18 protein-coding genes and 1 tRNA gene are annotated in these 20,508 nt (G+C 65.5%); 12 read left to right on the forward strand and 7 right to left on the reverse strand.

Features of this window, described 5'->3' with window-relative positions; all coding sequences use genetic code 11:
- Positions 1-6 precede the first annotated feature (6 nt).
- The 7 genes from pepN to EDF58_RS22900 all read left to right on the forward strand — a co-directional run bounded on the left by pepN (position 7) and on the right by EDF58_RS22900 (position 7,272).
- Entirely contained in the window at positions 7-2,661 is a 2,655-nt protein-coding gene (gene pepN, locus EDF58_RS22870; RefSeq protein WP_132269761.1) for an aminopeptidase N, read from the forward strand.
- A 16-nt stretch (positions 2,662-2,677) separates the two neighbouring features.
- Positions 2,678-3,448, forward strand: a complete 771-nt coding sequence (gene pgeF / locus EDF58_RS22875) for a peptidoglycan editing factor PgeF (protein ID WP_132269808.1) — start codon at positions 2,678-2,680, stop codon at positions 3,446-3,448.
- 285 nt (positions 3,449-3,733) lie between these two features.
- A complete protein-coding gene (petA, locus tag EDF58_RS22880; RefSeq protein ID WP_132269763.1) occupies positions 3,734-4,267 on the forward strand; it encodes a ubiquinol-cytochrome c reductase iron-sulfur subunit in 534 nt (177 codons plus the stop codon).
- Positions 4,268-4,290: 23 nt separating this feature from the next.
- Entirely contained in the window at positions 4,291-5,604 is a 1,314-nt protein-coding gene (locus EDF58_RS22885) for a cytochrome b N-terminal domain-containing protein (protein WP_132269765.1), read from the forward strand.
- Positions 5,605-5,632: 28 nt separating this feature from the next.
- Positions 5,633-6,445 (forward strand): cytochrome c1, encoded by an 813-nt coding sequence (locus EDF58_RS22890; protein WP_132269767.1) that lies wholly within the window; start codon positions 5,633-5,635, stop codon positions 6,443-6,445.
- Between the two features lie 92 nt (positions 6,446-6,537).
- Positions 6,538-7,074 carry an adenine phosphoribosyltransferase gene (locus EDF58_RS22895; RefSeq protein ID WP_132269769.1) on the forward strand — a complete coding sequence of 179 codons (537 nt, stop codon included), beginning with the start codon at positions 6,538-6,540 and terminating at the stop codon, positions 7,072-7,074.
- Between the two features lie 124 nt (positions 7,075-7,198).
- Positions 7,199-7,272, forward strand: a tRNA-Gly gene (locus tag EDF58_RS22900).
- A 208-nt stretch (positions 7,273-7,480) separates the two neighbouring features.
- Here EDF58_RS22900 and EDF58_RS22905 read toward each other — a convergent pair.
- The 4 genes from EDF58_RS22905 to EDF58_RS22920 all read right to left on the reverse strand — a co-directional run bounded on the left by EDF58_RS22905 (position 7,481) and on the right by EDF58_RS22920 (position 12,237).
- On the reverse strand, positions 7,481-8,920 hold the full coding sequence (locus tag EDF58_RS22905; protein WP_132269771.1) for a lipopolysaccharide biosynthesis protein: 1,440 nt from the start codon (positions 8,918-8,920) through the stop codon (positions 7,481-7,483).
- 46 nt (positions 8,921-8,966) lie between these two features.
- Positions 8,967-9,890, reverse strand: coding sequence for a glycosyltransferase family 2 protein (locus tag EDF58_RS22910; protein ID WP_243654457.1), 924 nt, complete (start codon positions 9,888-9,890; stop codon positions 8,967-8,969).
- A 211-nt stretch (positions 9,891-10,101) separates the two neighbouring features.
- A complete protein-coding gene (opgC, locus tag EDF58_RS22915) occupies positions 10,102-11,394 on the reverse strand; it encodes an OpgC domain-containing protein (RefSeq protein ID WP_132269775.1) in 1,293 nt (430 codons plus the stop codon).
- A 165-nt stretch (positions 11,395-11,559) separates the two neighbouring features.
- The gene (locus EDF58_RS22920; protein WP_132269777.1) at positions 11,560-12,237 is read right to left on the reverse strand and encodes a TetR/AcrR family transcriptional regulator; all 678 of its coding nucleotides are present in this window, start codon (positions 12,235-12,237) and stop codon (positions 11,560-11,562) included.
- A 90-nt stretch (positions 12,238-12,327) separates the two neighbouring features.
- Between EDF58_RS22920 and EDF58_RS22925 the strand changes: the two genes are divergently transcribed.
- From EDF58_RS22925 to EDF58_RS22945, 5 genes are all read left to right on the forward strand, one after another.
- Entirely contained in the window at positions 12,328-13,833 is a 1,506-nt protein-coding gene (locus tag EDF58_RS22925) for an efflux transporter outer membrane subunit (protein WP_132269779.1), read from the forward strand.
- Positions 13,834-13,882: 49 nt separating this feature from the next.
- Positions 13,883-14,833, forward strand: a complete 951-nt coding sequence (locus tag EDF58_RS22930) for an HlyD family efflux transporter periplasmic adaptor subunit (protein WP_132269781.1) — start codon at positions 13,883-13,885, stop codon at positions 14,831-14,833.
- Positions 14,830-15,762, forward strand: coding sequence for an ABC transporter ATP-binding protein (locus EDF58_RS22935; RefSeq protein ID WP_132269782.1), 933 nt, complete (start codon positions 14,830-14,832; stop codon positions 15,760-15,762). Before EDF58_RS22930 ends, EDF58_RS22935 begins: the two co-directional genes overlap by 4 nt.
- Positions 15,759-16,898 carry an ABC transporter permease gene (locus EDF58_RS22940; RefSeq protein ID WP_132269784.1) on the forward strand — a complete coding sequence of 380 codons (1,140 nt, stop codon included), beginning with the start codon at positions 15,759-15,761 and terminating at the stop codon, positions 16,896-16,898. The genes EDF58_RS22935 and EDF58_RS22940 overlap by 4 nt, the downstream gene beginning before the upstream one ends.
- Positions 16,899-17,130: 232 nt before the next feature.
- Positions 17,131-17,820 carry a hypothetical protein gene (locus EDF58_RS22945; protein WP_132269786.1) on the forward strand — a complete coding sequence of 230 codons (690 nt, stop codon included), beginning with the start codon at positions 17,131-17,133 and terminating at the stop codon, positions 17,818-17,820.
- A 100-nt stretch (positions 17,821-17,920) separates the two neighbouring features.
- On the opposite strand, the gene EDF58_RS22950 is transcribed toward EDF58_RS22945, so the two are convergent.
- From EDF58_RS22950 to EDF58_RS22960, 3 genes are all read right to left on the reverse strand, one after another.
- Positions 17,921-18,658 carry a FadR/GntR family transcriptional regulator gene (locus EDF58_RS22950; protein ID WP_132269788.1) on the reverse strand — a complete coding sequence of 246 codons (738 nt, stop codon included), beginning with the start codon at positions 18,656-18,658 and terminating at the stop codon, positions 17,921-17,923.
- Between the two features lie 129 nt (positions 18,659-18,787).
- A complete protein-coding gene (locus EDF58_RS22955; RefSeq protein WP_132269790.1) occupies positions 18,788-19,723 on the reverse strand; it encodes a rhamnogalacturonan acetylesterase in 936 nt (311 codons plus the stop codon).
- Positions 19,724-19,752: 29 nt separating this feature from the next.
- Positions 19,753-20,505, reverse strand: coding sequence for a glucose 1-dehydrogenase (locus EDF58_RS22960; protein ID WP_132269792.1), 753 nt, complete (start codon positions 20,503-20,505; stop codon positions 19,753-19,755).
- Positions 20,506-20,508: the final 3 nt, after the last annotated feature.

The raw sequence follows: 20,508 nt of genomic DNA on the forward strand, positions 1-20,508 counted from the left end.
AGCGGCATGGACATTGCCAGCACCCCCGCCACGCCCGACGCCAATCCGCAGATCGCCGATGCTGCCCCCGCGCCCCAGGCGCCGCCGGTCATCCACCGGGAGGACTATCTGGCCCCGGCCTGGCTGGTGCCGCAGATCGCGCTCGATTTCCGCCTCGGCATCGACGAGACGCATGTGCTCTCCACGCTTTCGGTCCGCCGCAATCCGCAAGGCAATGGCACTGCGACCCTGCGCCTGAACGGCGACCAGCTCACCCCGCTGGCGATCCGCGTGGATGGCGAATCCGTGAACGACTGGCGCATGGACGGTGCCGACCTGCTGGTCGAACTCAGCGGCGAGGCGCACGAGCTGGAGATCGAGACCGCGGTCAATCCCGCGGCCAACAGCCAGCTCATGGGCCTCTATGCCTCGAACGGCATGCTCTGCACCCAGTGCGAAGCCGAAGGTTTCCGCCGCATCACCTTCTTCCCCGACCGGCCGGACGTGCTCTCGACCTATTCGGTGCGCATGAGCGGCGACAAGGCGCGCTTCCCGATCCTGCTCTCCAACGGCAACTGCACCGCCACGGGCGAGGGCGAGAACGGCACGCACTGGGCGGAGTGGCACGATCCCTGGCCGAAACCGAGCTACCTCTTCGCGCTCGTCGCAGGCGATCTCGTTGCCAACCATGCCGATTTCACCACCCGCTCGGGCCGCAAGGTAGACCTCAACATCTGGGTGCGCCCGGGTGACGAGCAGCGCACCGGGCACGCGATGGATTCGCTGATCCACTCGATGCAGTGGGACGAGCAGGCCTTCGGGCGCGAGTACGATCTCGACTTGTTCAATGTCGTCGCCGTGTCGGACTTCAACATGGGCGCGATGGAGAACAAGGGCCTCAACGTCTTCAACACCCGCTACGTCCTTGCCGAGCCGGAAACCGCCACCGACGCCGATTACGACGGCATCGAGAGCGTGATCGGCCACGAGTATTTCCATAACTGGTCGGGCAACCGCGTGACCTGCCGCGACTGGTTCCAGCTCTCGCTCAAGGAAGGCTTCACCGTCCTGCGCGACCAGCTGTTCAGCGCCGACATGGGCAGCGAGGCCGTGAAGCGCATCGAGGATGTGCGCGTCCTGCGCTCGGCCCAGTTCCCTGAGGATTCCGGGCCACTCGCCCATCCGATCCGGCCTGATTCCTATCAGGAAATCAGCAACTTCTATACGGCCACCGTCTACAACAAGGGCGCCGAGGTGATCCGCATGATGCGGACCATGGCCGGACCCGAGAGGTTCCGCCAGGGCACCGACCTCTACTTCGACCGCCACGACGGCGAGGCCGCGACCTGCGAGGACTTCGTCAAGGCCATCGAGGACGGCACCGGGCTCGATCTCGCGCAGTTCCGCCTCTGGTACTCTCAGGCCGGCACTCCGCAAGTGGCCGTCGAACTGGCGCACGAGGGCGAGACCGCCACGCTCACGCTGACCCAGATCGTGCCCGCCACGCCCGGCCAGCCCGAGAAGCAGCCCGTGCCGATCCCCTTGCGCGTCGCCCTGTTCGATCGCGACAGCGGCCGTCATTCGGGCGAGCAGCTCGTCGTGCTCGACAAGGGCAGCGACAGCTTTGCCTTCGAAGGCTTCGCGCGCCCGCCGGTCGTTTCGATCAACCGCGGCTTCTCGGCGCCCGTCGCCATCGACATGGAGCGCTCGAACGAGGATCTCGTCTTCCTGGCCGCGCACGACGACGATCCATTCGCCCGTTACGAGGCGATGCAGAGCCTGGTCGTGCAGCATCTGGTAGCCGCCGTGGGCGGCGGGCTTGCGGATGCCGCCCGCGCCGAAGGCCGCCGGGCGATCGGCGAGGCTTTCGCCGCGGTGCTGGCCGACGCGGCGCTGGATGACCTGATGCGCGGCGAACTCATGGTCCTGCCGGGCGTCGCTTACCTGGCCGAGCAAGTGCTCGTGGCCGATCCTGCCGCGATCCATGAGGAGCGCGAGGCGCTCAAGGCCTGGCTGGGCGGCGAACTGGCGGAACTTCTGGGAACGCTGCACGACCGCGTCTCCGCGCTGCCCTACAGCCGCGATGCCGCCGCCCGCGGCGCGCGCAAGACCAAGGCCCAGGCGCTGGTGCTGATCGCCGCAGGCGATGCCGCCGAGGGCGCGCGCCGCGCCATCGCGCAGTACCGCGCGGCCGACAACATGACCGACCGCCAGTCGGCCCTGACCGTGCTCTGCAACCTCGACGGACCCGAACGCGAGGAGGCCCTGGCCGATTTCCTGCGCCGCTATCAGGGCAATGCCCTCGTCATCGACAAGTGGTTCGCGCTGCAGGCAGGCTCGTTCCATCCGCAGGTCCTGGAACATATCGAGGCGCTGGCGCGGCACCCCGAGTTCACGCTGAACAACCCCAATCGCGCCCGCGCGCTCTACATGACGGCGGCGGTGAACCCGAAAGCCTTCCACGACGCCAGCGGCGCGGGCTACCGGATGATCGGAAACCTGATCCGCCAGCTCGACCCGATCAATCCGCAGACCACCGCGCGCTTCGTGCCGCAGCTCGGGCGCTGGCGCCGGATCGAACCCGGCCGCGCGGCGATGATGCGCGCGGAACTCGAGAAGATCGCCGCCGAACCCAACCTCTCGCGCGATGTGCGCGAACAGGTGAGCAAGAGCCTTGGCTGAATCGGCGGGGGATTCCGTGGCCGAGGCTGTCGAAGTCAACCGGGCGGGCGTGCTGGAAGGGCTGCCGCACGGTTTCCTCGGCCGCCGCGGCGGGGTGAGCAGCGGGGAGGTCGAGGGTCTCAATGTCGGCCTCGGTTCGGGGGACGAACCGGCGGCGGTGGCGGAAAACCGCCGCCGCGCCGCCGATGCCGTGCTGCCCGGCGCACCGCTGGCCTCGGTCTACCAGGTGCATTCGCCCGATTGCCTGATCCTGGGAGAGGCGCTCTGGTCCGACGCCGAGCGGCCCCATGCCGATGGCCTCGTCACCGATCGCCCCGGCGTGCTGATCGGCGTGGTCACGGCGGATTGCGCGCCGGTGCTGCTTGCAGACCGGGAGGCCGGCGTCGTCGGCGCAGCCCATGCCGGCTGGAAGGGCGCCATCGGCGGCGTCACCGACAGCACCATCGCTCGGATGATATCGCTGGGCGCGGCGCGTTCGCGCATCGTCGCGGCAGTCGGCCCCTGCATCTCGCAGGCTTCCTACGAAGTGGACGAAGGCTTCCGTAGCCGCTTTCTGGCCGGGGAAGACGGCAATGCGCGCTTCTTCTCGTCCGGGCGGGAAGGGCACTGGCAGTTCGACCTGGAGCACTATGTCGCCGCGCGGCTGGAAGCGGCCGGAATCGGCGCGGTGGAGCGCCTGGGCCTCGATACTTATTCAGCGCCGGAGCGTTTCTATTCCTACCGCCGGGCCACCCACCGGGCCGAGGCCAGCTACGGACGCCAGATTTCGGTGATCGGACTGGCCTGAGCTTGCCCCGTTCACGGCCCGACAGAGGGCGCCGCCGAACAGTTATACCTTGAATTTGTTGATGACGATCCATCCCTGCCCAACCAAAAAGGCGGTTGGCAGGGCTGGCTTCCCTGTATATCAGGGCCGCAAAGTCGGTATTCGTTTCGGGTCGCTCCCGAGGCATCTAACCGTCAACGGGGGGCCGTTTACGGGGATACCAGACAAAAAATAGAATTGGTCAGGAATCTGGGCTTGCTACCGGAATCCCGGGAGTAGGTTGTCAATAACAAGGCAAGGGCAATCATGGCAGAAGCAGATGGCGTGCGGCGGCGCGATTTCATCAATATCGCCGCGGTAAGCGCGGCGGGTGTCGCCGGCGTGGGCATCGTCGTCCCGCTGGTCAGCCAGATGTCCGCATCCGCGGACGTTCTCGCGGCGTCTTCGACCGAGATCGACATCTCGTCGATCCAGCCCGGTCAGGCCATCAAGGCAATCTTCCGCAAGCAGCCGGTCTTCGTGCGGAACCTGACGCCGCATGAAATCACGGAAGCCAACAAGGTGGACGTTTCCTCGCTGCGCGACCCGCAGACGCTTGAGGAACGCACCAAGGAAGGCAAGGAAAACTGGCTCATCACCATGGGCGTGTGCACCCACCTCGGCTGCGTCCCGCTCGGCGCCGGCGAAGGGGAACCGCGCGGTGAATTCGGCGGCTACTTCTGCCCCTGCCACGGTTCTTCCTACGACACTGCCGCCCGTATCCGTAAGGGCCCCGCGCCCAAGAACCTCGAAGTTCCGGACTACGCGTTCACCACCGACACGGTCGTAAAGATCGGTTGAGGCCAAGAGAGAGGATCAAGAACATGAGCTTTCCCTGGGCCAAGGAATACAAACCGAGCCATCCCTTCATGCAGTGGATGGACGACAGGCTGCCCCTGCCGCGCCTCGTCTACAACTCGGTCGGCGGCGGCTATCCGGTGCCGCGCAACCTGAACTATTTCTGGAACTTCGGTTTCCTCGCCGCGCTCTGCCTCGTCCTGCAGATCGTCACCGGCATCGTCATGGCCATGCACTACGCGGCCAATACGCAGGTCGCCTTCGACACTGTCGAACAGACCGTGCGTGACGTGAACTGGGGCTGGATGATGCGTTATGCGCATGCCAACGGCGCCTCGGCTTTCTTCGTCGTCATCTACGTCCACATCTTCCGCGGCTTCTTCTACGGTTCGTACAAGGCCCCGCGCGAGATGGTGTGGCTGCTCGGCGTCGTGATCTTCCTGCTGATGATGGCCACGGCCTTCATGGGCTACGTGCTTCCCTGGGGCCAGATGAGCTTCTGGGGCGCCAAGGTCATCACCGGCCTGTTCGGCGCGATTCCCTTCGTGGGCGAACCGCTCCAGCAGTGGCTGCTCGGCGGCTTCGCCCCGGACAATGCCGCGCTCAACCGCTTCTTCTCGCTGCACTACCTGCTGCCCTTCGTCATCGTGGGCGTGGTGATCCTGCACATCTGGGCGCTGCATATCCCGGGCTCCTCGAACCCGACCGGCGTCGAAGTGAAGACCGAGAGCGACACGGTTCCCTTCTACCCTTACTACGTAGCCAAGGACGGCTGGGCGATCGGCGTCTTCGCGATCCTGTTCTGCACCGCGCTGTTCTTCTTCCCGAACGCGCTGGGCCACCCGGACAACTACATTCCGGCCAACCCGATGAGCACGCCCGCGCACATCGTTCCCGAATGGTACTTCTGGCCGTTCTACGCGATCCTGCGTGCCTTCACCCAGGACTTCTTCTTCATCCCGGCCAAGCTCATGGGCGTGCTGGCGATGTTCGGCGCGATCCTCGTGTGGTTCTTCCTGCCCTGGCTCGACCGTTCGCCGGTCCGCTCGGGCTCGTACCGGCCGCTCTATCGCAAGTTCTTCTTCTTCGGCCTGATCCCGGCCATGGCGGTGCTGTTCTACTGCGGCGGTGCGCCTGCGGCCGAACCCTACGTGATGTTCAGCCAGATCGCGGCGCTCTACTACTTCGCGCACTTCCTGATCGTCATCCCGATCGTCTCGGCCATCGAGAAGCCCGACCCGCTGCCCTTCTCCATTACGGAATCGGTGCTGGGCCATGACGAAGGCGCGCAATTGCGCCCTGCCCATGGCGCCACCGAAGCCGTTCACGGCGAAGCGTGATCAACAGCTAGAGCGAAAGACGATAGACATGGCACGCATTCTCTCGATCCTCGTCGGGCTGTTCTTCACAGTAGCCCTGGCGTGGTCCTTCGGCAAAGGGGCCTACCAGCAGATCACCGAACCGCCGGCCGCCACCGCGGAGCACGAATTTCACCTCCTCCCCAAGGAAGTGAGCTTCGCCAGCGACGGTGCTTTCGGCAAGTTCGACCGCCAGCAGCTCCAGCGGGGCTTCCAGGTCTACAAGGAAGTCTGCTCGGTCTGCCACGCGATCCGCCACGTCGCCTTCCGCGACCTGGCTGCGCTCGGCTATAACGACGCCGAAGTGAAGGCCATCGCCAAGGGCTTCCAGGTTCCGGTCTACAATAACGCGACCGGCGAAGTGAACACCCGCGAAGGCATGACGACCGACTACTTCCCGCCGGTGATGTACGGCGGCCAGGGCACCCCGCCCGACCTGTCGCTGATCACCAAGGCTCGCCACGAAGGCCCGGCCTACGTCTATTCGTTGCTGACCGGCTATCAGGACCAGCCGGCCGAGCTTCTGAAGAAGTTCCCGGATTCGAAGACGCCCGATGGCCTTCACTACAACCCCTACTTCGCGAACCTCAACCTCGCGATGCCGCCGCCGCTCACCGCCGATGGCCAGGTGACCTACAGCGACGGCACCAAGGCCACCAAGGACCAGATGGCCAAGGACGTCTCGGCGTTCCTGATCTGGACGGCCGAACCCAAGCTCGAAAAGCGCAAGCAGACCGGCTGGCCGGTGCTCGGCTTCCTGCTCTTCGCGACGATCCTGGGCTATATGTCCTACCGCAACATCTGGGCCGGCAAGAAGCACTGAGGCTTCCGCCAGAACCCTGAGGAAAGAGGCCCCCGCCAGCGATGGCGGGGGCCTCTTTCGTTTGTCCGCCAAGCCACCTAAGGAGTGGGGCCATGACCCTCGACGAGATCAAGGCGCTGGTGCGCACCGTGCCGGACTTCCCGAAGCCCGGCATCCTGTTCCGCGATGTGACGACCCTGGTCGGCGATGGCCCAGGCTTCGCCGCGGCCGTGGAACTGATGGCGGAGACCGTGAAGGCTTCCGGCGCCGAGGTCATCGCCGGTGTCGAGGCCCGCGGGTTCATCTTCGGCGCCGCCATTGCGGCGCGGTTGGGCCTGGGCTTCGTCTCGATCCGCAAGCCGGGCAAACTGCCGGTCCCCGTCATCGCCATCGACTATGCGTTGGAATACGGCACCGACACGCTGGAAGTCGATCCCGAGGCCGTGGGAGAGGGCCACCGCGTGATCCTGATCGACGACTTGCTGGCCACGGGCGGCACCGCGCTGGCCGCCGTCGAACTGCTCCGCCGCGCGGGAGCGACGGTCGACCACGCCCTCTTCGCCATCGATCTGCCCGACCTTGGCGGCGCGGAACGCCTGCGCACCGCCGGCATCACGCCTCACGCGCTCCTGGATTATCCCGGCCACTAAGGCCGAAGCCCGTTTTCCTTCGCAACAAGTTGCAAGGAAGACGTTGACGAGGCCGGTCCTGTCGTGGCAAGCGGCTGCCACGACGCTGGACACAGTCCCTCGATCCGGACTGGCCCTGAGATGGGCGGGTATAGCTTAGTGGTAAAGCTCCAGCCTTCCAAGCTGGCTATGCGGGTTCGATTCCCGCTACCCGCTCCATTGCGTCTTTTAGAACATCCTCAGATTACCGTGACGACAGTTCACGCAATTTCCTGTGATTGGCGTTTGGCCGCTGTCTGGGCGTTCGCCAATCTGCCAAAGCGCTTGCCGTACCGGCTTCAGCGTTTTGAACGGCCCAAAGCGAATCGCTTCTGTCGGTCCCGCGTGGGCCTCACACCTGCCGCGTTCGCCCCGCAAATTCCGCCCGTCAGGAGCGCTTTATCAGTCTCCGAGCTTCGCTTAAGAGGGTGAGAAGGGTTGCGCGGCCGCGGGGGGTGGCGGCGACGAGGGACCAGAAGAGAAGGTATCCTGCCGCCAGGAGCATGAAGACGTTTACCCAGCCCACGGTGAGGTATTGGGTCCAGATCCACACCATCAGCGAGGTTATCGCTATGGAAAAGGCGTAAGGGGATAGGGCTCGCAGCAGGGTGCCGAAGCTGACCGGCCCCTTCCGGGTTGCGGCGTACCAGATCAGCGGTCCCTGGACGCAGCCCGTGGCGATGTAGGCGTTCGCCACGCCCTGTATCCCCCACGGCAGTCCCACGATGAACGAACCGACGAACGCCAGCGAGCTGAAGAGCCCGAAATTCCTCATCTCGCGCGTGCGGTTCTGCGTGGTGAACAGCCAGCCCGTGCTGTTGCTGACGGGCGCGAAGAGCGCTCCTATCGCCAGGACCTGGAAGATGGGCGCTACCGCGTGCCATTTCGACCCGAGCACGGTGTAGATGACCAGCTTGCTCCCCACGCCGGTAACGGCGATGCTGGGATAGGTGAGGAGTATGATCGTCTCCAGGAGCATCAAGTACGACTTGGAGTATTTCTCGCGGTCGTCGTTCAATCGGGAGAGCAGGGGGGTCGCCACTTTGGCGATCGGGCCGGTGATCTGGCTGAGCGGCAGCAGTAGCAGCTTGTAGGCGCGGTCGTATATGCCGAGCTGAACCTCGCCGAGGTGCCGGCCGATGAGAATGTTGTCGAGGTTGCGGGCAAAATAGTTGAAGATGTTGAACGAGGTGACGTTGCCTCCAAAGCCCAGGATCTCTCGCGCTTCGGGCGCTTTTCCCGGCCTGGAAGGGACCCAGCGGGCCAGCGACCAGGCCAGCACGAGCGCGGTGGTCGTCAGCGTGGCCTGGCTGATCACGAGCGACCAGTAGGAAAACCCCAGCAAGGCCGCCGAAATGCCCGCTATCGAACTGAGGACGTAAGAGCCGAGATCGACGGCCACCAGTGAACCGAATGCCAGTCGCCGGTTGAGGATGGCGACATGCTGGTTGTAGAAGCCGGTGAGCATCAGGATCGCGCCAAGCGCGACCAGCACGGGCGCAACGCGGGCGTCGTGGTAGAAGATCGATGCAAGCGGCGCGCCCAGCATCACGATTATGCCGGACGTGACGCTTACCAGCGCGCTCGTCCAGAAGATGAGGCTGAGCTGTGCCTGCGTGATCTGCGGCCGCTGAACGGTGGCCTGGCTCAAGCCCAGGTCGGCGAACAGCGCCACGAACGCCAACAGGGGCGCCGCCATTGCCAGAATGCCGAACTCGGTCGGACCCAGCAGGCGGGCCATGACGATCGACACGACGAATTGCAGCCCGAAGCGCACCGCCTGGGCGCTCATGTTGATGGCGATGCCCTGCGCCGACTTGCGGCGCATCGAAGAGTGGTCGCCCGGCGTCAAACCGGAGTCCAGGGCTGAGGGATTACCGGCCAACGTATTTCACAATCTTGGTTTTCAGCCAGTGCTGTCCTGCGGAACTCTTGAGCGATTTCGCCAGGACTCCCAGCTTCGATGAGAGATTCGGTGCATCCCCGTAGAGCACGTTCAGTTCATGCGTCCTGAGCGCGTCCGCGCGGCGGGTGAGTGCGCCTGCGACGGCGGGATTGCTGGCAAAGGGGGCGCGGCGGGAGAGTTTTTCCGTCTCCGAGATCATCCGGCTGTAGTCGACCCGCGTGCGGCTGAGGCCGGAGTCCCGCGTGGTATAGATATAGCTCAGCACCTCGCGGGCGAGCACGTATTTTGCGCCTTTCGACAGCGCATCGATGATGAAATGGAAATCTTCTCCGTGCCGGATGTCGGTCCGGTAGCGCAGGCCATTGTCATTCAGGAAGGCGATCCGGAACAGAGGTTTCAACAAGCCGTAGTCCGGCTCCCTGTTGGCCGGCCGGGCCGCTTCCACGAAATCGCCGAGGCTTAGCATCGTTATCGGGGCGTTCTCCTGGAAGACGGGTCCCGAGATCTCCTGCCGCTGATGCGAGAAAAAGCGGATGGATCCGGCGACGATGTCGGCATCGCGATCTTCGGCAATCTGCACGAGACGGCTCAGGGCGCCGGGTTCCAGCGCGTCGTCCGCGTCGAGAACGGCGCCCCATTCACCGGCGGCATGGTCGAACGCGAGATTTCGGGCGCCGGATGGGCCAAGGTTTTCCTTGCTGTCGATGACGCGCAATCGCGGGTCCTTGCGCGCGATCGCCTGCAGGACGTCCAGTGTCGCGTCGGTCGAGCAGTCGTTCACCGCCACGATTTCCACCGAGAGCCCCTGCTGATCGAGAGCCGAACCGATCGAGCGCTCCACGAAGTCGGCGCAATTGTAGGCCGCCAGGATCACGGACAGTTTCGGCTGCATCACCGGGTTCATCCTTCAGGGCCGGAAGCGGGGAATGCATCGAGGCCGGAGCAATGGCTTCGCGCCCCCAGAGATCTCGGGCGGTGATCCAGTCTGTGCTTCAACAAAGGCACCAGTCTTCTCCTGATCAAGACTTGACCGATTATCGAGACGCGCACTTCCATTCATACCAAGCGCCGCTGATCGGCGAGAGCAGCCGGCCGATGGTCCATCATCGCTGGCTGCTCTGCACTTCCCGCTGCGAGAAGATCGGAACCCATGAGAGCAGGGACGTCAGCCGCAGGGCGGCGGTGCGCAGCAGGCGGTTCACCGGATCGGTGATCGCGCGCCACCATCGCGACGACACTCTCACGACCGGATTTGGCGACGTGAGAGCGTCCGGCTGCATGACGATGTCGTAAAGCGCGGCGAGCCCGACCACGACCACGAAGAACAACCCGCTCAGCAACAGTCTTTCCGGGATCGACTGATCGTAATCCCGCGTGACGAAGATCAGGAATGCATTGCCCGCCGAAAAGGTGAACAGGCTGCGCCGACCCAGCATCGTCGCGCGATCAAGGCCGGGGCCGCCTTGTCTGACGGAGCGGCAGAGCGCGACGATCATCGCGGTGCCGAGCGCGCCGCAGAAGAAATAGAAGGGATGGTTGGCGTTCCTGAGGACCATTCCCGCTGCGGTCTCGGCAGTCACTTTCTCCGGCCCCATGAAATAGGTTGCGAGCGCGCCGACGCCGAGTGCCCCGCAGAGGAGGAGGAAGCGCCGGGTCACGGATTTTCTCACTTCGGCGTCCGCCGACCGGTCCTCGCTGAGCAGCCAGCCGATCAGCATGCCCACGGCGACGAAAAACAGGCTGTGCAGCACGGAGGGCCCGGCGACGGCATCGCCTATGCCCAGAAGCAGGTCAGCCAGTCGCGCCGGCACATAGTGCGCGAAATTGGGGGGCGGGGCAGGCAGCAGCACGAACAGGGGGTGCAGAAGCAGGATCGCGGTCGAGGCGATCAGCAGCGGCGCCAGGCCCCAGCGCAGCCGGGCCACGAGGATCAGCGGGGCGAGGAAGAAGAGAATGGCGTAGTATCGAAGGATGTCGCTCAGCGGAATTTTCCCCGCGAGCAATGCGCCGAAAAACGCGCTTTTCAGGCTCAGCCTTCCCATCCAGAGCACGGGAATCAAGGTCAGGGCGTACAGAAGCCAGCAGAGAAAGGCCCGTTCGAACAATCTGGCCGTCACCGACTGGATGCCGTCGCGATCGGCGCGATTCCTGTAGACGACCTCCAGCAGGGCGCCGAACAGAATGATGAACATGGGAGTCGCCAGTCTTACGACGAATGCAAAATGTGGCTTTTGCTCGAAGAAATCTTCCCAAACGTTCGTCGCGATGAAGGAGTGGTTGAGCATCGCCAGGGTGATCGCCACGGTCCGAGCTATATCAAGTCCCAGGATCTTGCGACCTGGCGGCATCGCAGCGTACTCCCTATCTGAGCGTCCCGGCGGCACATTATCCCGCATGGAACCACAAGGGGCATTCTAAAAAGGGTGATGGAAGGCTTCTTTTTTGCCTTCATTTAGAAGGACGAAGCCGATTTTCGTGGCTTTGGAGACGGCGCAGGCCGGGCCCCGGCGACCGGGCCGCGATTCGCGCTCCGAGGTTCGCGGAACCCGCTCCGGCGCCGGTCAGCCGCCCGTCTCGGTCAGCATGCCCTTCAGGACCACGCCTGCGTGCTGCACCGCGAGTTCGTGCAGGTCGGGCATTCGGGCGCCCGTGTTACCCAGGACTTCGCGGAACAAGGTTCCGGCCAGCATCGGGCCGATGATCGAAATGGCATAGAGCAGCGGATCGCCAGCGCGCACTTCGCCGCGTTGCTGCCCCTGCTCGATAGCCCGTGTCACGAGGGCGAGCACCTTCGACACCACCTCGTCGTGCCAGACTTGCGCGAGATCCGGGAAACGCGAGCCTTCCGCGATCAGCAGGCGGACCATGGCCGGAGCCTGGCTGCCTGCCGTTGCCGCAACCTTGCGCAGGAGCGCAGGGACGAATTCGGCCAGGGGCGGTGCGAATTCGGCGGAAGGCGCCGGAAGCAGGCTCAGGTGAGTCGCGAGAATGCTGCGCGCCACGGCCCTGAACAATTCCTCCTTGTTGGCGAAGTAGACGAAGACCGTGCCTTTCGAGACCCCGGCCCGGCGCGCGACTTCTTCCACCCTGGCGGCCCCGAAGCCATGTTCGGCGAAGACCTCCAGCGCGGCGTCGATGATCTCGCTGGGCCGGGCATCCTTGCGCCGACGCCGCCCTTGCGCCGCGACCTTGGCGGGAAGCTGCATGGAATCCTGTTTCGGTTCGGTGGTCTTCTTCACGTCTGGTCCCTGATTCTACCGATCCCGTGCCCAGGCAGAAAACGATATAATTATTGACCTGTTGGTCAATAGGTAGGATTGAATTGCGGCATGGCATCCGCTCGAATCGCCGTTGTAGCTACAGTGCTCCTTCTGGGAGGCTGTACGGTCGGTCCAGATTATCACGCTCCTGTCGTAGAGATGCCCACCGCCTATAGTTCGGCCGAGCCCGCCACGCCAACGGCGGACGACCCCGCCGTCTGGTGGCAGGCGTTCCGCGATCCCGTGCTCGACGATCTGGTGGCCCGCGCCATGGCCGGCAATCTCGATATCCAGCAGGCGGCCTCGCGGGTGAAGCAGGCCCGCGCCCAGGAACAGGCGACGCGCGCGGCCGGCGGGCCATCCGTCAATGCCAGCGCGCAAGCCGGCTACACCCGCCTTAGCAGCAATGCCCTGCCATCCGCGTTGGCCAATTTCGGCACGGGTAACACGGGGTCGGGCTCTGGTGGCCCGGGCATCGGCCTTGCGGGCGAGGACTTCGCCACGTTCCAGACCGGGTTCGACGCCGCCTGGGAACTCGATCTGTTCGGCGGCCAGCGCCGCGCGAACGAGGCGGCAGGCGCGCGGGTGGCCGCGGCGGTCTGGTCGCAGCGTGATGCGCAAGTGTTGCTCGCCAGCGAAGTGGCAAATACCTACCAGCAGCTGCGCGCCTTGCAGCGGCGCATCGCTGTGGCTGACGAAAGCATCGCCGCCGCGCGTGACCTGCTCGGTTTCATCGAGGTGCGTTCGGCCAAGGGGCTCGTCACGACGCTCGACGCGCGCCGCCAGCAGCAGGACATCCAGAGCCAGATCGCCCAGCGCGATGATCTGGCGGCGCAGGCAGAGGTCCATGTCCACGCGCTGGGCACACTGCTCGGATTGGCGCCGACGGGACTGGCACCGACGGGACTGGCCGCGCAGCTTGCGGCCGCGCCCGCCGCACCGCCCGATCCGGTCGCCGTGCCCGCGGGTCTCCCCTCCGATCTCCTGCAGAGACGGCCCGATATCCGCGCCTCGGAGCGGCAGCTGGCTGCGGCGACGGCCGATATCGGCGTGGCGACGGCGGACCTCTATCCCAAGTTCAGTCTCACCGGCGCGCTGCAGCTTGCGTCGCGGTCGCTGACTCACCTGCTGGAAACCGACAGCATCACGGCCAATGGCGCCGGGCGGCTTTCGCTGCCGCTGATCGGGGGCGGGGCCTCGCGCGCGACGGTCCGGCTGCGGGAAGCGCAGGCGAACGAGGCGCTGCTCGCCTATCAGTCGACCGTCCTTGGCGCCTTGCGCGATGTCGAGGACGCCCTGACCCGGCTGGCCGCCGACCGCCGCCGGGCGGAGAGCTTGCGGACTTCGCTGCAGGCGGCGCGCGATGCCTCTGAGACGATGCAAGTGCGATATCGGCACGGCCTTGTCGCCTATACCGATGTGCTGACCGCGCGGCAGACGGCGCTCTCGGTGCAGGACGGGCTGGCGCAGGCGGAAGCCGCCGCGGCGCAGGACGCCATCGCGCTCTACAAGGCATTGGGCGGCGGCTGGGACGAGCGCCGTGAACAGCAGGAAGTGGAGCGAACGCGTGGTTGACGCACCTGGAACTTCCCCGCGCAGAGGGGGGCGATTTCCTGTCCGCCGGTTGCTTATCGCCGCCATCGTGGTGGTGGCGGGCCTCGTGCTCTGGCTGCTGCTCAAACCGGGACGGCATGCCGGTGACGAGCAGTTCACCGGCTATGTCGTGAGCGACGACATCTACATGTCCTCACCCGTCGGCGGCACGCTGACACGCGTTTCGGTGCGGCGCGGCCAGCGGGTGAACGCCGGTGCCGCGCTGTTCCGGGTCGATCCGACCGTGCGCGAAGCCCAGACCGAGCAGGCGCGCGCGACCATCGCGGCCAATCGCGCCCAGGTCGAACAGCAGAGAGCCGGCCTTGGCCATGCCCGCGCCGATCTTGCCGCCGCTCAGGCCGATGCCGACCGCTATGGCACGGAAGTGCGCCGCCTGACAGCGGCGCAGCGGGAGAAGCAGGGGGCGATCGCTCAGCTCGATCTCGACCAGGCGCGCGCTTCCTATGAGGGCGCCCTGCGCAAGCGCGACGCCGCACGAACCCAGCTTCAGTCCGCCTCGGCCGCGATTTCGGCAGCAGAAGCGCAAGTGCGGCAGGCCGAAGCGGGCCTTACCTCGGCGAAGCGGGAATTGAGCGACCTTTCCCCGCCGGCGCCCGCCGCGGGCCGGATCGAGGATGTGATGTTCAAACCCGGCGAGAGCGTCCCCGCCAATACGCCCATCGTGTCGATCGTGCCCGACGGCGAGGTGAAAGTGCGGTTCTACGTGCCGCAGAGCAGGGTCAACGCCTACCGCCCGGGCCGCAAGGTGGTGATCGGCTGCGATGGCTGCGCGGGCGGGATGACGGCGACCGTGGAATTCGTCGCTAACCGGCCCGAGTATACGCCGCCCGTCATCTACAGTGTCGATGCCCGCGAGAAGCTGGTGTTCCTGGTGGAGGCTCTGCCCTCCAACCCGCGCGCGCTCACCCCCGGCCAACCGATGGACGTGGCGCCGGATGCCGCGGCCCTGCCGCGCCGATGACGGACACGCAGGCTGCCATCGACGTCAAGGGGCTCAACAAGAGCTTCGGAGACAAGCACGTCGTGCAGGACGTCTCGATCAGGGTGGAGGAGGGCAGGATCACCGGCTTCCTGGGGCCGAACGGTGCGGGCAAGACCACGACGCTGCGCCTGCTTTGCGGCCTGTTGACGCCCGACAGCGGCGAAGGCGAAGTGCTCGGCCTGGACTTTCGCTCGCAGACCGACGCCATCAAGCGCCAGACCGGGTACATGACCCAGCGCTTCTCGCTCTACGAAGACATGACGATCGAGGAGAACCTGAGCTTCATCGCCCGGGTCTATGAACTCGGCGACCGCAGGGGCCGCGTTGGCCAGGCCCTGGAGCGGCTGGGCCTCCAGGACCGGCGTGGTCAGCTGGCGGGCGCGTTGTCCGGAGGCTGGAAGCAGCGCCTCGCGCTCGCCGCCGCAACCCTGCACGAGCCCCGGCTCCTGCTGCTCGACGAGCCGACCGCCGGCGTCGATCCCAAGGCCCGGCGCGAATTCTGGGACGAGATCCACACCCTGGCCGACGGCGGGCTGACTGTGCTGGTCTCCACGCACTACATGGACGAAGCCGAGCGCTGTCACGACATCGGCTACATCCTCTACGGGCGCCTCATCGCGCGCGGGACGGCGGCTGAGATCATTGCGGGTTCGGGCCTCGTTACCTTCAACGGCCAGGGAGCGGATATCGGCAAGGCCGCCCATGAGCTGGAGCATCAGGACGGCGTGCTGAGCGCCTCGGCTTTCGGCGCCGCCGTCCATGTCTCGGGCACGGACAGGGCGGCGCTGGAGCGGGCCATCGCGCCCTGGCGCAAGTCGCCGTTCCGGTGGGACGAGGTCGAACCCTCGCTGGAGGACGTGTTCATCCAGCTGATGGGCAAGACCAGCGATGACAGGTACGCATCGTGAGCGGCCTGTCGTTCGCGCGGATCGCGGCCGTGATGGTTAAGGAGTTCACCCAGCTCCGGCGCGACCGCATCACTTACGCCATGATCCTGGTGATGCCGCTGATGCAGCTCCTGCTGTTCGGCTATGCGATCAACACCGACCCCCGGCACATGCCGGCCGCGGTGCTCTCCCATGACCATGGCCGCCTTGCCAATGCCGTGGTCGCGACGCTGGAGCGCACGACTTATGTCGATGTGAAGCATTTGCCCGGTTCCGAAGCCGAGATGGACCGGCTGATGCGGCGGGGCGAGATCACTCTCGCCCTGACGATCCCGCCCGACTTCAGCGAGCGCGTCCTGAAAGGAGACCGGGCGCAGATCCTGGCCGAAGTCGATGCCACGGACCCCACGGCTGCGGGCGGCGTTGCCGCGGCGGTCGCGACTCTGCCGTCGAATGCCTTCCGGGCCGAACTGAGAGGCCCGGCCGCAAAGCCCGTGTCCCCAGCGCCCTTCGAAGTCGTGGTGCACCGGCTCTACAATCCAGAGGGCATCACCTCGTACAACATCGTGCCGGGCCTGCTGGCGATCATCCTTTCGATGACGCTGGTGATGATGACCGCCATGGCCGTCACCCGCGAGGTGGAGCGAGGCACGATGGAGAGCCTGCTGTCCACCCCGGCCACGGCGTTCGAGGTGATGATCGGCAAGTTGCTGCCTTATATCGCGGTCGGCCTGGTTCAAACCGTGATCGTGCTGGCTCTGGCCCGGTTGCTGTTCTCGGTGCCGATGGCGCAGACTCTCGCCGGCTGGATCGCGCTGACGGTAGGGATCGTGCTGTTCATCACCGGCAATCTCGCGCTGGGATATCTGATCTCCACCGTGGTGCGCAGCCAGCTTCAGGCCATGCAGATCTCGATGTTCTACATGATGCCTTCGCTGTTCCTGTCCGGCTTCATGTTTCCCTTCGCGGGGCTGCCGGGCTGGGCGCGGGTCCTGGGTGAGATCATCCCCATCACTCATTTCCTGCGCATCATCCGGGGATCGCTGCTGAAAGGACAGGTGCTCGCGGACATGGGCACCGATCTGCTCGCCCTCGGCGGATTTTTGGTGGTGGTTGCCGTTCTGACGGTCGCCCGTTCGCGCACCACACTCGATTGATCCCCTTCGGCTTTCGCTACATCAGCCACGAAGCCCGATCAAAAGCCCCCATTTCCGGCATTTTCAGCGGCCGCGATCAAGGCCACCAGCCAGGCTGAGGCCAGATCTTTTCCAAATCGGACGCATCGCGCCTGCTCCCCCTGGACGCCGACCAGCTACAATAAAGACGTGGATCGAAGATCGCGGTGCGACGCCCGGCAAATTCCGCCGGAGTGGAAGGGGAAGGGATCACGTGCGAGCCCATTCTAGAGCAGCCCTTCTTGCAGCCGCCAGCCTGAGCGCCGTTCCCGCGTTTGCTCAAGGCGACGACGCGCGCGTCACCCTGGGCGTCACTGCCGGCACACTCGGAATCGGGCCTGAGGCGGGCTTTCGGGTGTCGGAAATCATCGGCGTCCGCGCGAACGCGACCTTCTTTTCGTTCAGTCACAACATCCATTCGCACGACACCCGATACGATACGAAGGTGAAGCTCTGCTCGGGCGGTGCCATGGTCGATGTCTATCCGTTCGGCGGCGGTTTCCGCATTTCCGGCGGTCTGCGCGTCAATGGCAACAAGGGGCGCGGCGCCGGCGTACCGAACGACGGCACCAGTTACACCATCGACGGCGCCACCTACACCGCGGCCGCGATCGGCACGCTCCACGCCGAAACGGATATCAACAAGCTCGCCCCGGCCCTGACGCTGGGGTACAGTGGCGGTCTTTCGAAGGGGCTGACCGTGGGCATCGAGGCCGGCGCCCTGTTCCAGGGCCGCGTCCGGGTGAAGTCGCTGACCGTCACCGGTCTCTGCGCCGATATCACTCTTGGTCCCTGCTCCACATTCGCCACCGATCTCGTAGCGGAGCAGCAGAGCGTCAACGACGATATCAACGACTACAAGGTCTACCCGGTGTTGCAGGTTACGCTGGGCTACCGGTTCTGAGTGCAGGGCGCCGGTCCATCCGGCGCCCGACCCGCCGGGACATGGCGGGAAGCCTTCGGCGCCCGCGTTAGAAACGGCGGTGCCGGATTACGGGTGCGGGTCAGATCTTCGCGCTGATCAGGAAACGCTCGCGGCTTTCCTGCGACTTGCGTCGCAGTTCCGAGATGGCGTGCTCTTCGGTGGCGTCCAGCATGGAGGCGAGCAGGCGCTGGAAGTGCTGACGCATGGCAAGGCGCGCGCCTTGCGGGTCGTGCTTGCGAAGCGCTTCAACGACCGCTGCGTGTTCGTCCTGCCGCGTCCTGCCGTCATGGTGACAGACGCTTTCGTGGGTGTACTTCACTTCCGGCAGTTCGGTGCGCAACCGCCAGAGCGTGTGGATGACATGGGTGATCGCCGCATTGCCCGAGGCGGAAGCGATCGTCATGTGGAACTCGCGGTCGATCTCGGTCGACTTTTCGTCGTCGCCCTCGGCCGCCATGGCTTCCAGCAGTGTGTCGAGCTTGGCCAGCGTGGCATCCGAAATGACCGGGGCGGCCAGCGCCGCGGCCTCGGATTCGAACAGCGAGCGGGCCTCGGTCAGTTCGAGCGCGCTGACCTTGGGCAGGGCATCGTCGGTGCGATCGCTGAGTTCCGAAACGTAAATGCCCGAGCCGGTCTTGATCTTGAGCACACCCACGGCCTGAAGCGCGATGGCGGCCTCGCGGATCGTGACCCGGCTGACGTTGAACCGCTCCGCCAGTTCGCGCTCGCCCGGCAGGCGCGTTCCTGGCGGAAACGCGCCTTCATTGATCAAGGCAACGATCTGGTCGGCAATGCCCTGGAACAGCCTGTCAGCCATGGTGTGTCTTCTTTCTTTCCATCACGCCTGCATGAGGTTTGAGACCTAATAGCTTCCATGCCAAAACGAAGCAATTGTCCGACCAGTTATGCAGCGCACTTAATGGTGCGCTGAACGACGCGCGGAAAGTCAGGGCGCGATCTGGCTGCGCAAGTCGGGAACCGCGCGGGCAAGGTCACGCGCCACCAGGGCAGCGAAGACTTCCGCGCCCGCATCGCCGATATGGGTATAATCGAACTTGCGCGTGAACTGCCCGTGCGGGCCGTCCGGCATGGTGGGGACCGGCGGCAGGCGGGCTTCCTCGGCCGTGCGGGGCTTGAGGGTGGTGCCGCTGCGTGCAGCCGCCCGTTCGGCCTCGTTGGGAGCGGTCTGGGCCAGCGCCATCGCGGGTTCCGCGCCCATCTGCTGTACGGCGGACGCGCTGGAGGCGTTGAGATCGACCAGGGGCACTTTCAGCGTGCGGGCCACGCCGCGGACCTTCTCGGCCCAGGGCTCCAGCGTATTGTTGAGCTTGCCGCCCACGAATTCGCGCCGGGTGAGCGGAGTGACCAAGACGGGCACGGCCTTAACGGCGCGGACTTCCTCGACCATGCGCCGCAGGTTGCCAGGGAATTCCTTGTCCATTTCGGTCCAGCGTTCCGAGGCGGAAGACTGATCGTTGTGGCCGAACTGGATCAGCACGTAAGTGGCGTGGTAGCCGGGCACTTTCGCCTCGGCCAAGGCGCCGTCCCACGAGCCTTCCTGCCGGTAGCTGCGGGTCGAGCGGCCGCCGCGCCCCAGATTGAGGCAGGCGACCGAAGACTTGACATGATGTGCGCAGAAGATCGAGGCCCAGCCGCTGGTCGGCGCCATCGTGGAATCCCCGACCAGGATGATCTTGTAGGGGCTGAGCGGCTTTGCATCGGTGCGCACCGTGCGGCCCCTGCTGGTGTCGCCTTCCCGCGATGCCGGGGCGCCGGTGGGCATTCCCAGGGTCTTTACCTGGGCCGTTGCCGCATCAGTCCCTGCGACCTGCGCGAGCAGCGCTGCCATTACAGCCGCTGCAATCCTTGCCTTTCGGGTCATCCTCTAGTCTCCCTTGCGAATGCTACGGCCTACGAGAAGAACAGGCCGCCGTTGATGTCGAGATTGACGCCCGTCAGGAACGCCGCCTCTTCGGAGAGCAGGAAGCCGATGGTGGTGGCGACTTCGTCCGGGTGGCCTTCGCGGCGCAGGGGGGTGTTGTTCGCGGTAGCGGCGCGGCCCTCGGGCTTGGAGAACACGTCGTGGAAGCTCGTGCCGATGAGGCCCGGGCAGACGGCATTCACGCGGATGCCCTGCGGCCCCAATTCCTTGGCCCAGCCGCGCGTCAGCGTCATGAGCGCACCCTTCGACGTGGCATAGACGGTTGCGCCCGGGCCGCCGCCGTCGCGCCCGGCCAGTGAGGCGACGTTGACGATGGCGCTGCCCTTGGCGAGCTGCGGCAGCGCGGCCTTGGTGACGAGGAAGGCGGACTTGAGATTGAGGTCCATCACATGGTCGAAGAAGGCTTCGTCCATTTCCGCCAGCGTTTTGCGCGCGACCATGCCGCCCGCAAGGTTGACGAGGAAGTCGATCCGTTCGCCGAAGGCGGCGACCGACGCGGCGATCAGGCCCGCGACATCCTCGGCATTGCTGACGTCGGCCTGGTGGAGGATTGCGGTGCCGCCCTCGGCCTCGATCTCGGAAAGGGTCCTGGCCGCTTCCTCGCGGTTGCTGCGATAGTTGATGACGACCTTGGCGCCTTCGCGCGCGAGGTATTGCGATACCGACTTGCCGATGTCGCGGCCGCCGCCGGTGACGATGGCGATCTTGTCCTTGAAACGCATGGG

It is taken from the genome of Novosphingobium sp. PhB57 (genome assembly GCF_004342985.1).
Lineage (GTDB): Bacteria > Pseudomonadota > Alphaproteobacteria > Sphingomonadales > Sphingomonadaceae > Novosphingobium.

What these genes read in the sequence shown, in the direction of transcription:
- EDF58_RS22925 (WP_132269779.1), top strand. Translation starts at nt 12,328, where the DNA reads ATGGCATCCGCTCGAATCGCCGTTGTAGCTACAGTGCTCCTTCTGGGA.
- EDF58_RS22950 (WP_132269788.1), bottom strand. Translation starts at nt 18,658, where the DNA reads ATGGCTGACAGGCTGTTCCAGGGCATTGCCGACCAGATCGTTGCCTTG.
- pepN (WP_132269761.1), top strand. Translation starts at nt 7, where the DNA reads ATGGACATTGCCAGCACCCCCGCCACGCCCGACGCCAATCCGCAGATC.
- EDF58_RS22910 (WP_243654457.1), bottom strand. Translation starts at nt 9,890, where the DNA reads ATGCAGCCGAAACTGTCCGTGATCCTGGCGGCCTACAATTGCGCCGAC.
- EDF58_RS22885 (WP_132269765.1), top strand. Translation starts at nt 4,291, where the DNA reads ATGAGCTTTCCCTGGGCCAAGGAATACAAACCGAGCCATCCCTTCATG.
- petA (WP_132269763.1), top strand. Translation starts at nt 3,734, where the DNA reads ATGGCAGAAGCAGATGGCGTGCGGCGGCGCGATTTCATCAATATCGCC.
- opgC (WP_132269775.1), bottom strand. Translation starts at nt 11,394, where the DNA reads ATGCGGGATAATGTGCCGCCGGGACGCTCAGATAGGGAGTACGCTGCG.
- EDF58_RS22890 (WP_132269767.1), top strand. Translation starts at nt 5,633, where the DNA reads ATGGCACGCATTCTCTCGATCCTCGTCGGGCTGTTCTTCACAGTAGCC.
- EDF58_RS22960 (WP_132269792.1), bottom strand. Translation starts at nt 20,505, where the DNA reads ATGCGTTTCAAGGACAAGATCGCCATCGTCACCGGCGGCGGCCGCGAC.
- EDF58_RS22895 (WP_132269769.1), top strand. Translation starts at nt 6,538, where the DNA reads ATGACCCTCGACGAGATCAAGGCGCTGGTGCGCACCGTGCCGGACTTC.
- EDF58_RS22905 (WP_132269771.1), bottom strand. Translation starts at nt 8,920, where the DNA reads ATGCGCCGCAAGTCGGCGCAGGGCATCGCCATCAACATGAGCGCCCAG.
- EDF58_RS22955 (WP_132269790.1), bottom strand. Translation starts at nt 19,723, where the DNA reads ATGACCCGAAAGGCAAGGATTGCAGCGGCTGTAATGGCAGCGCTGCTC.
- EDF58_RS22935 (WP_132269782.1), top strand. Translation starts at nt 14,830, where the DNA reads ATGACGGACACGCAGGCTGCCATCGACGTCAAGGGGCTCAACAAGAGC.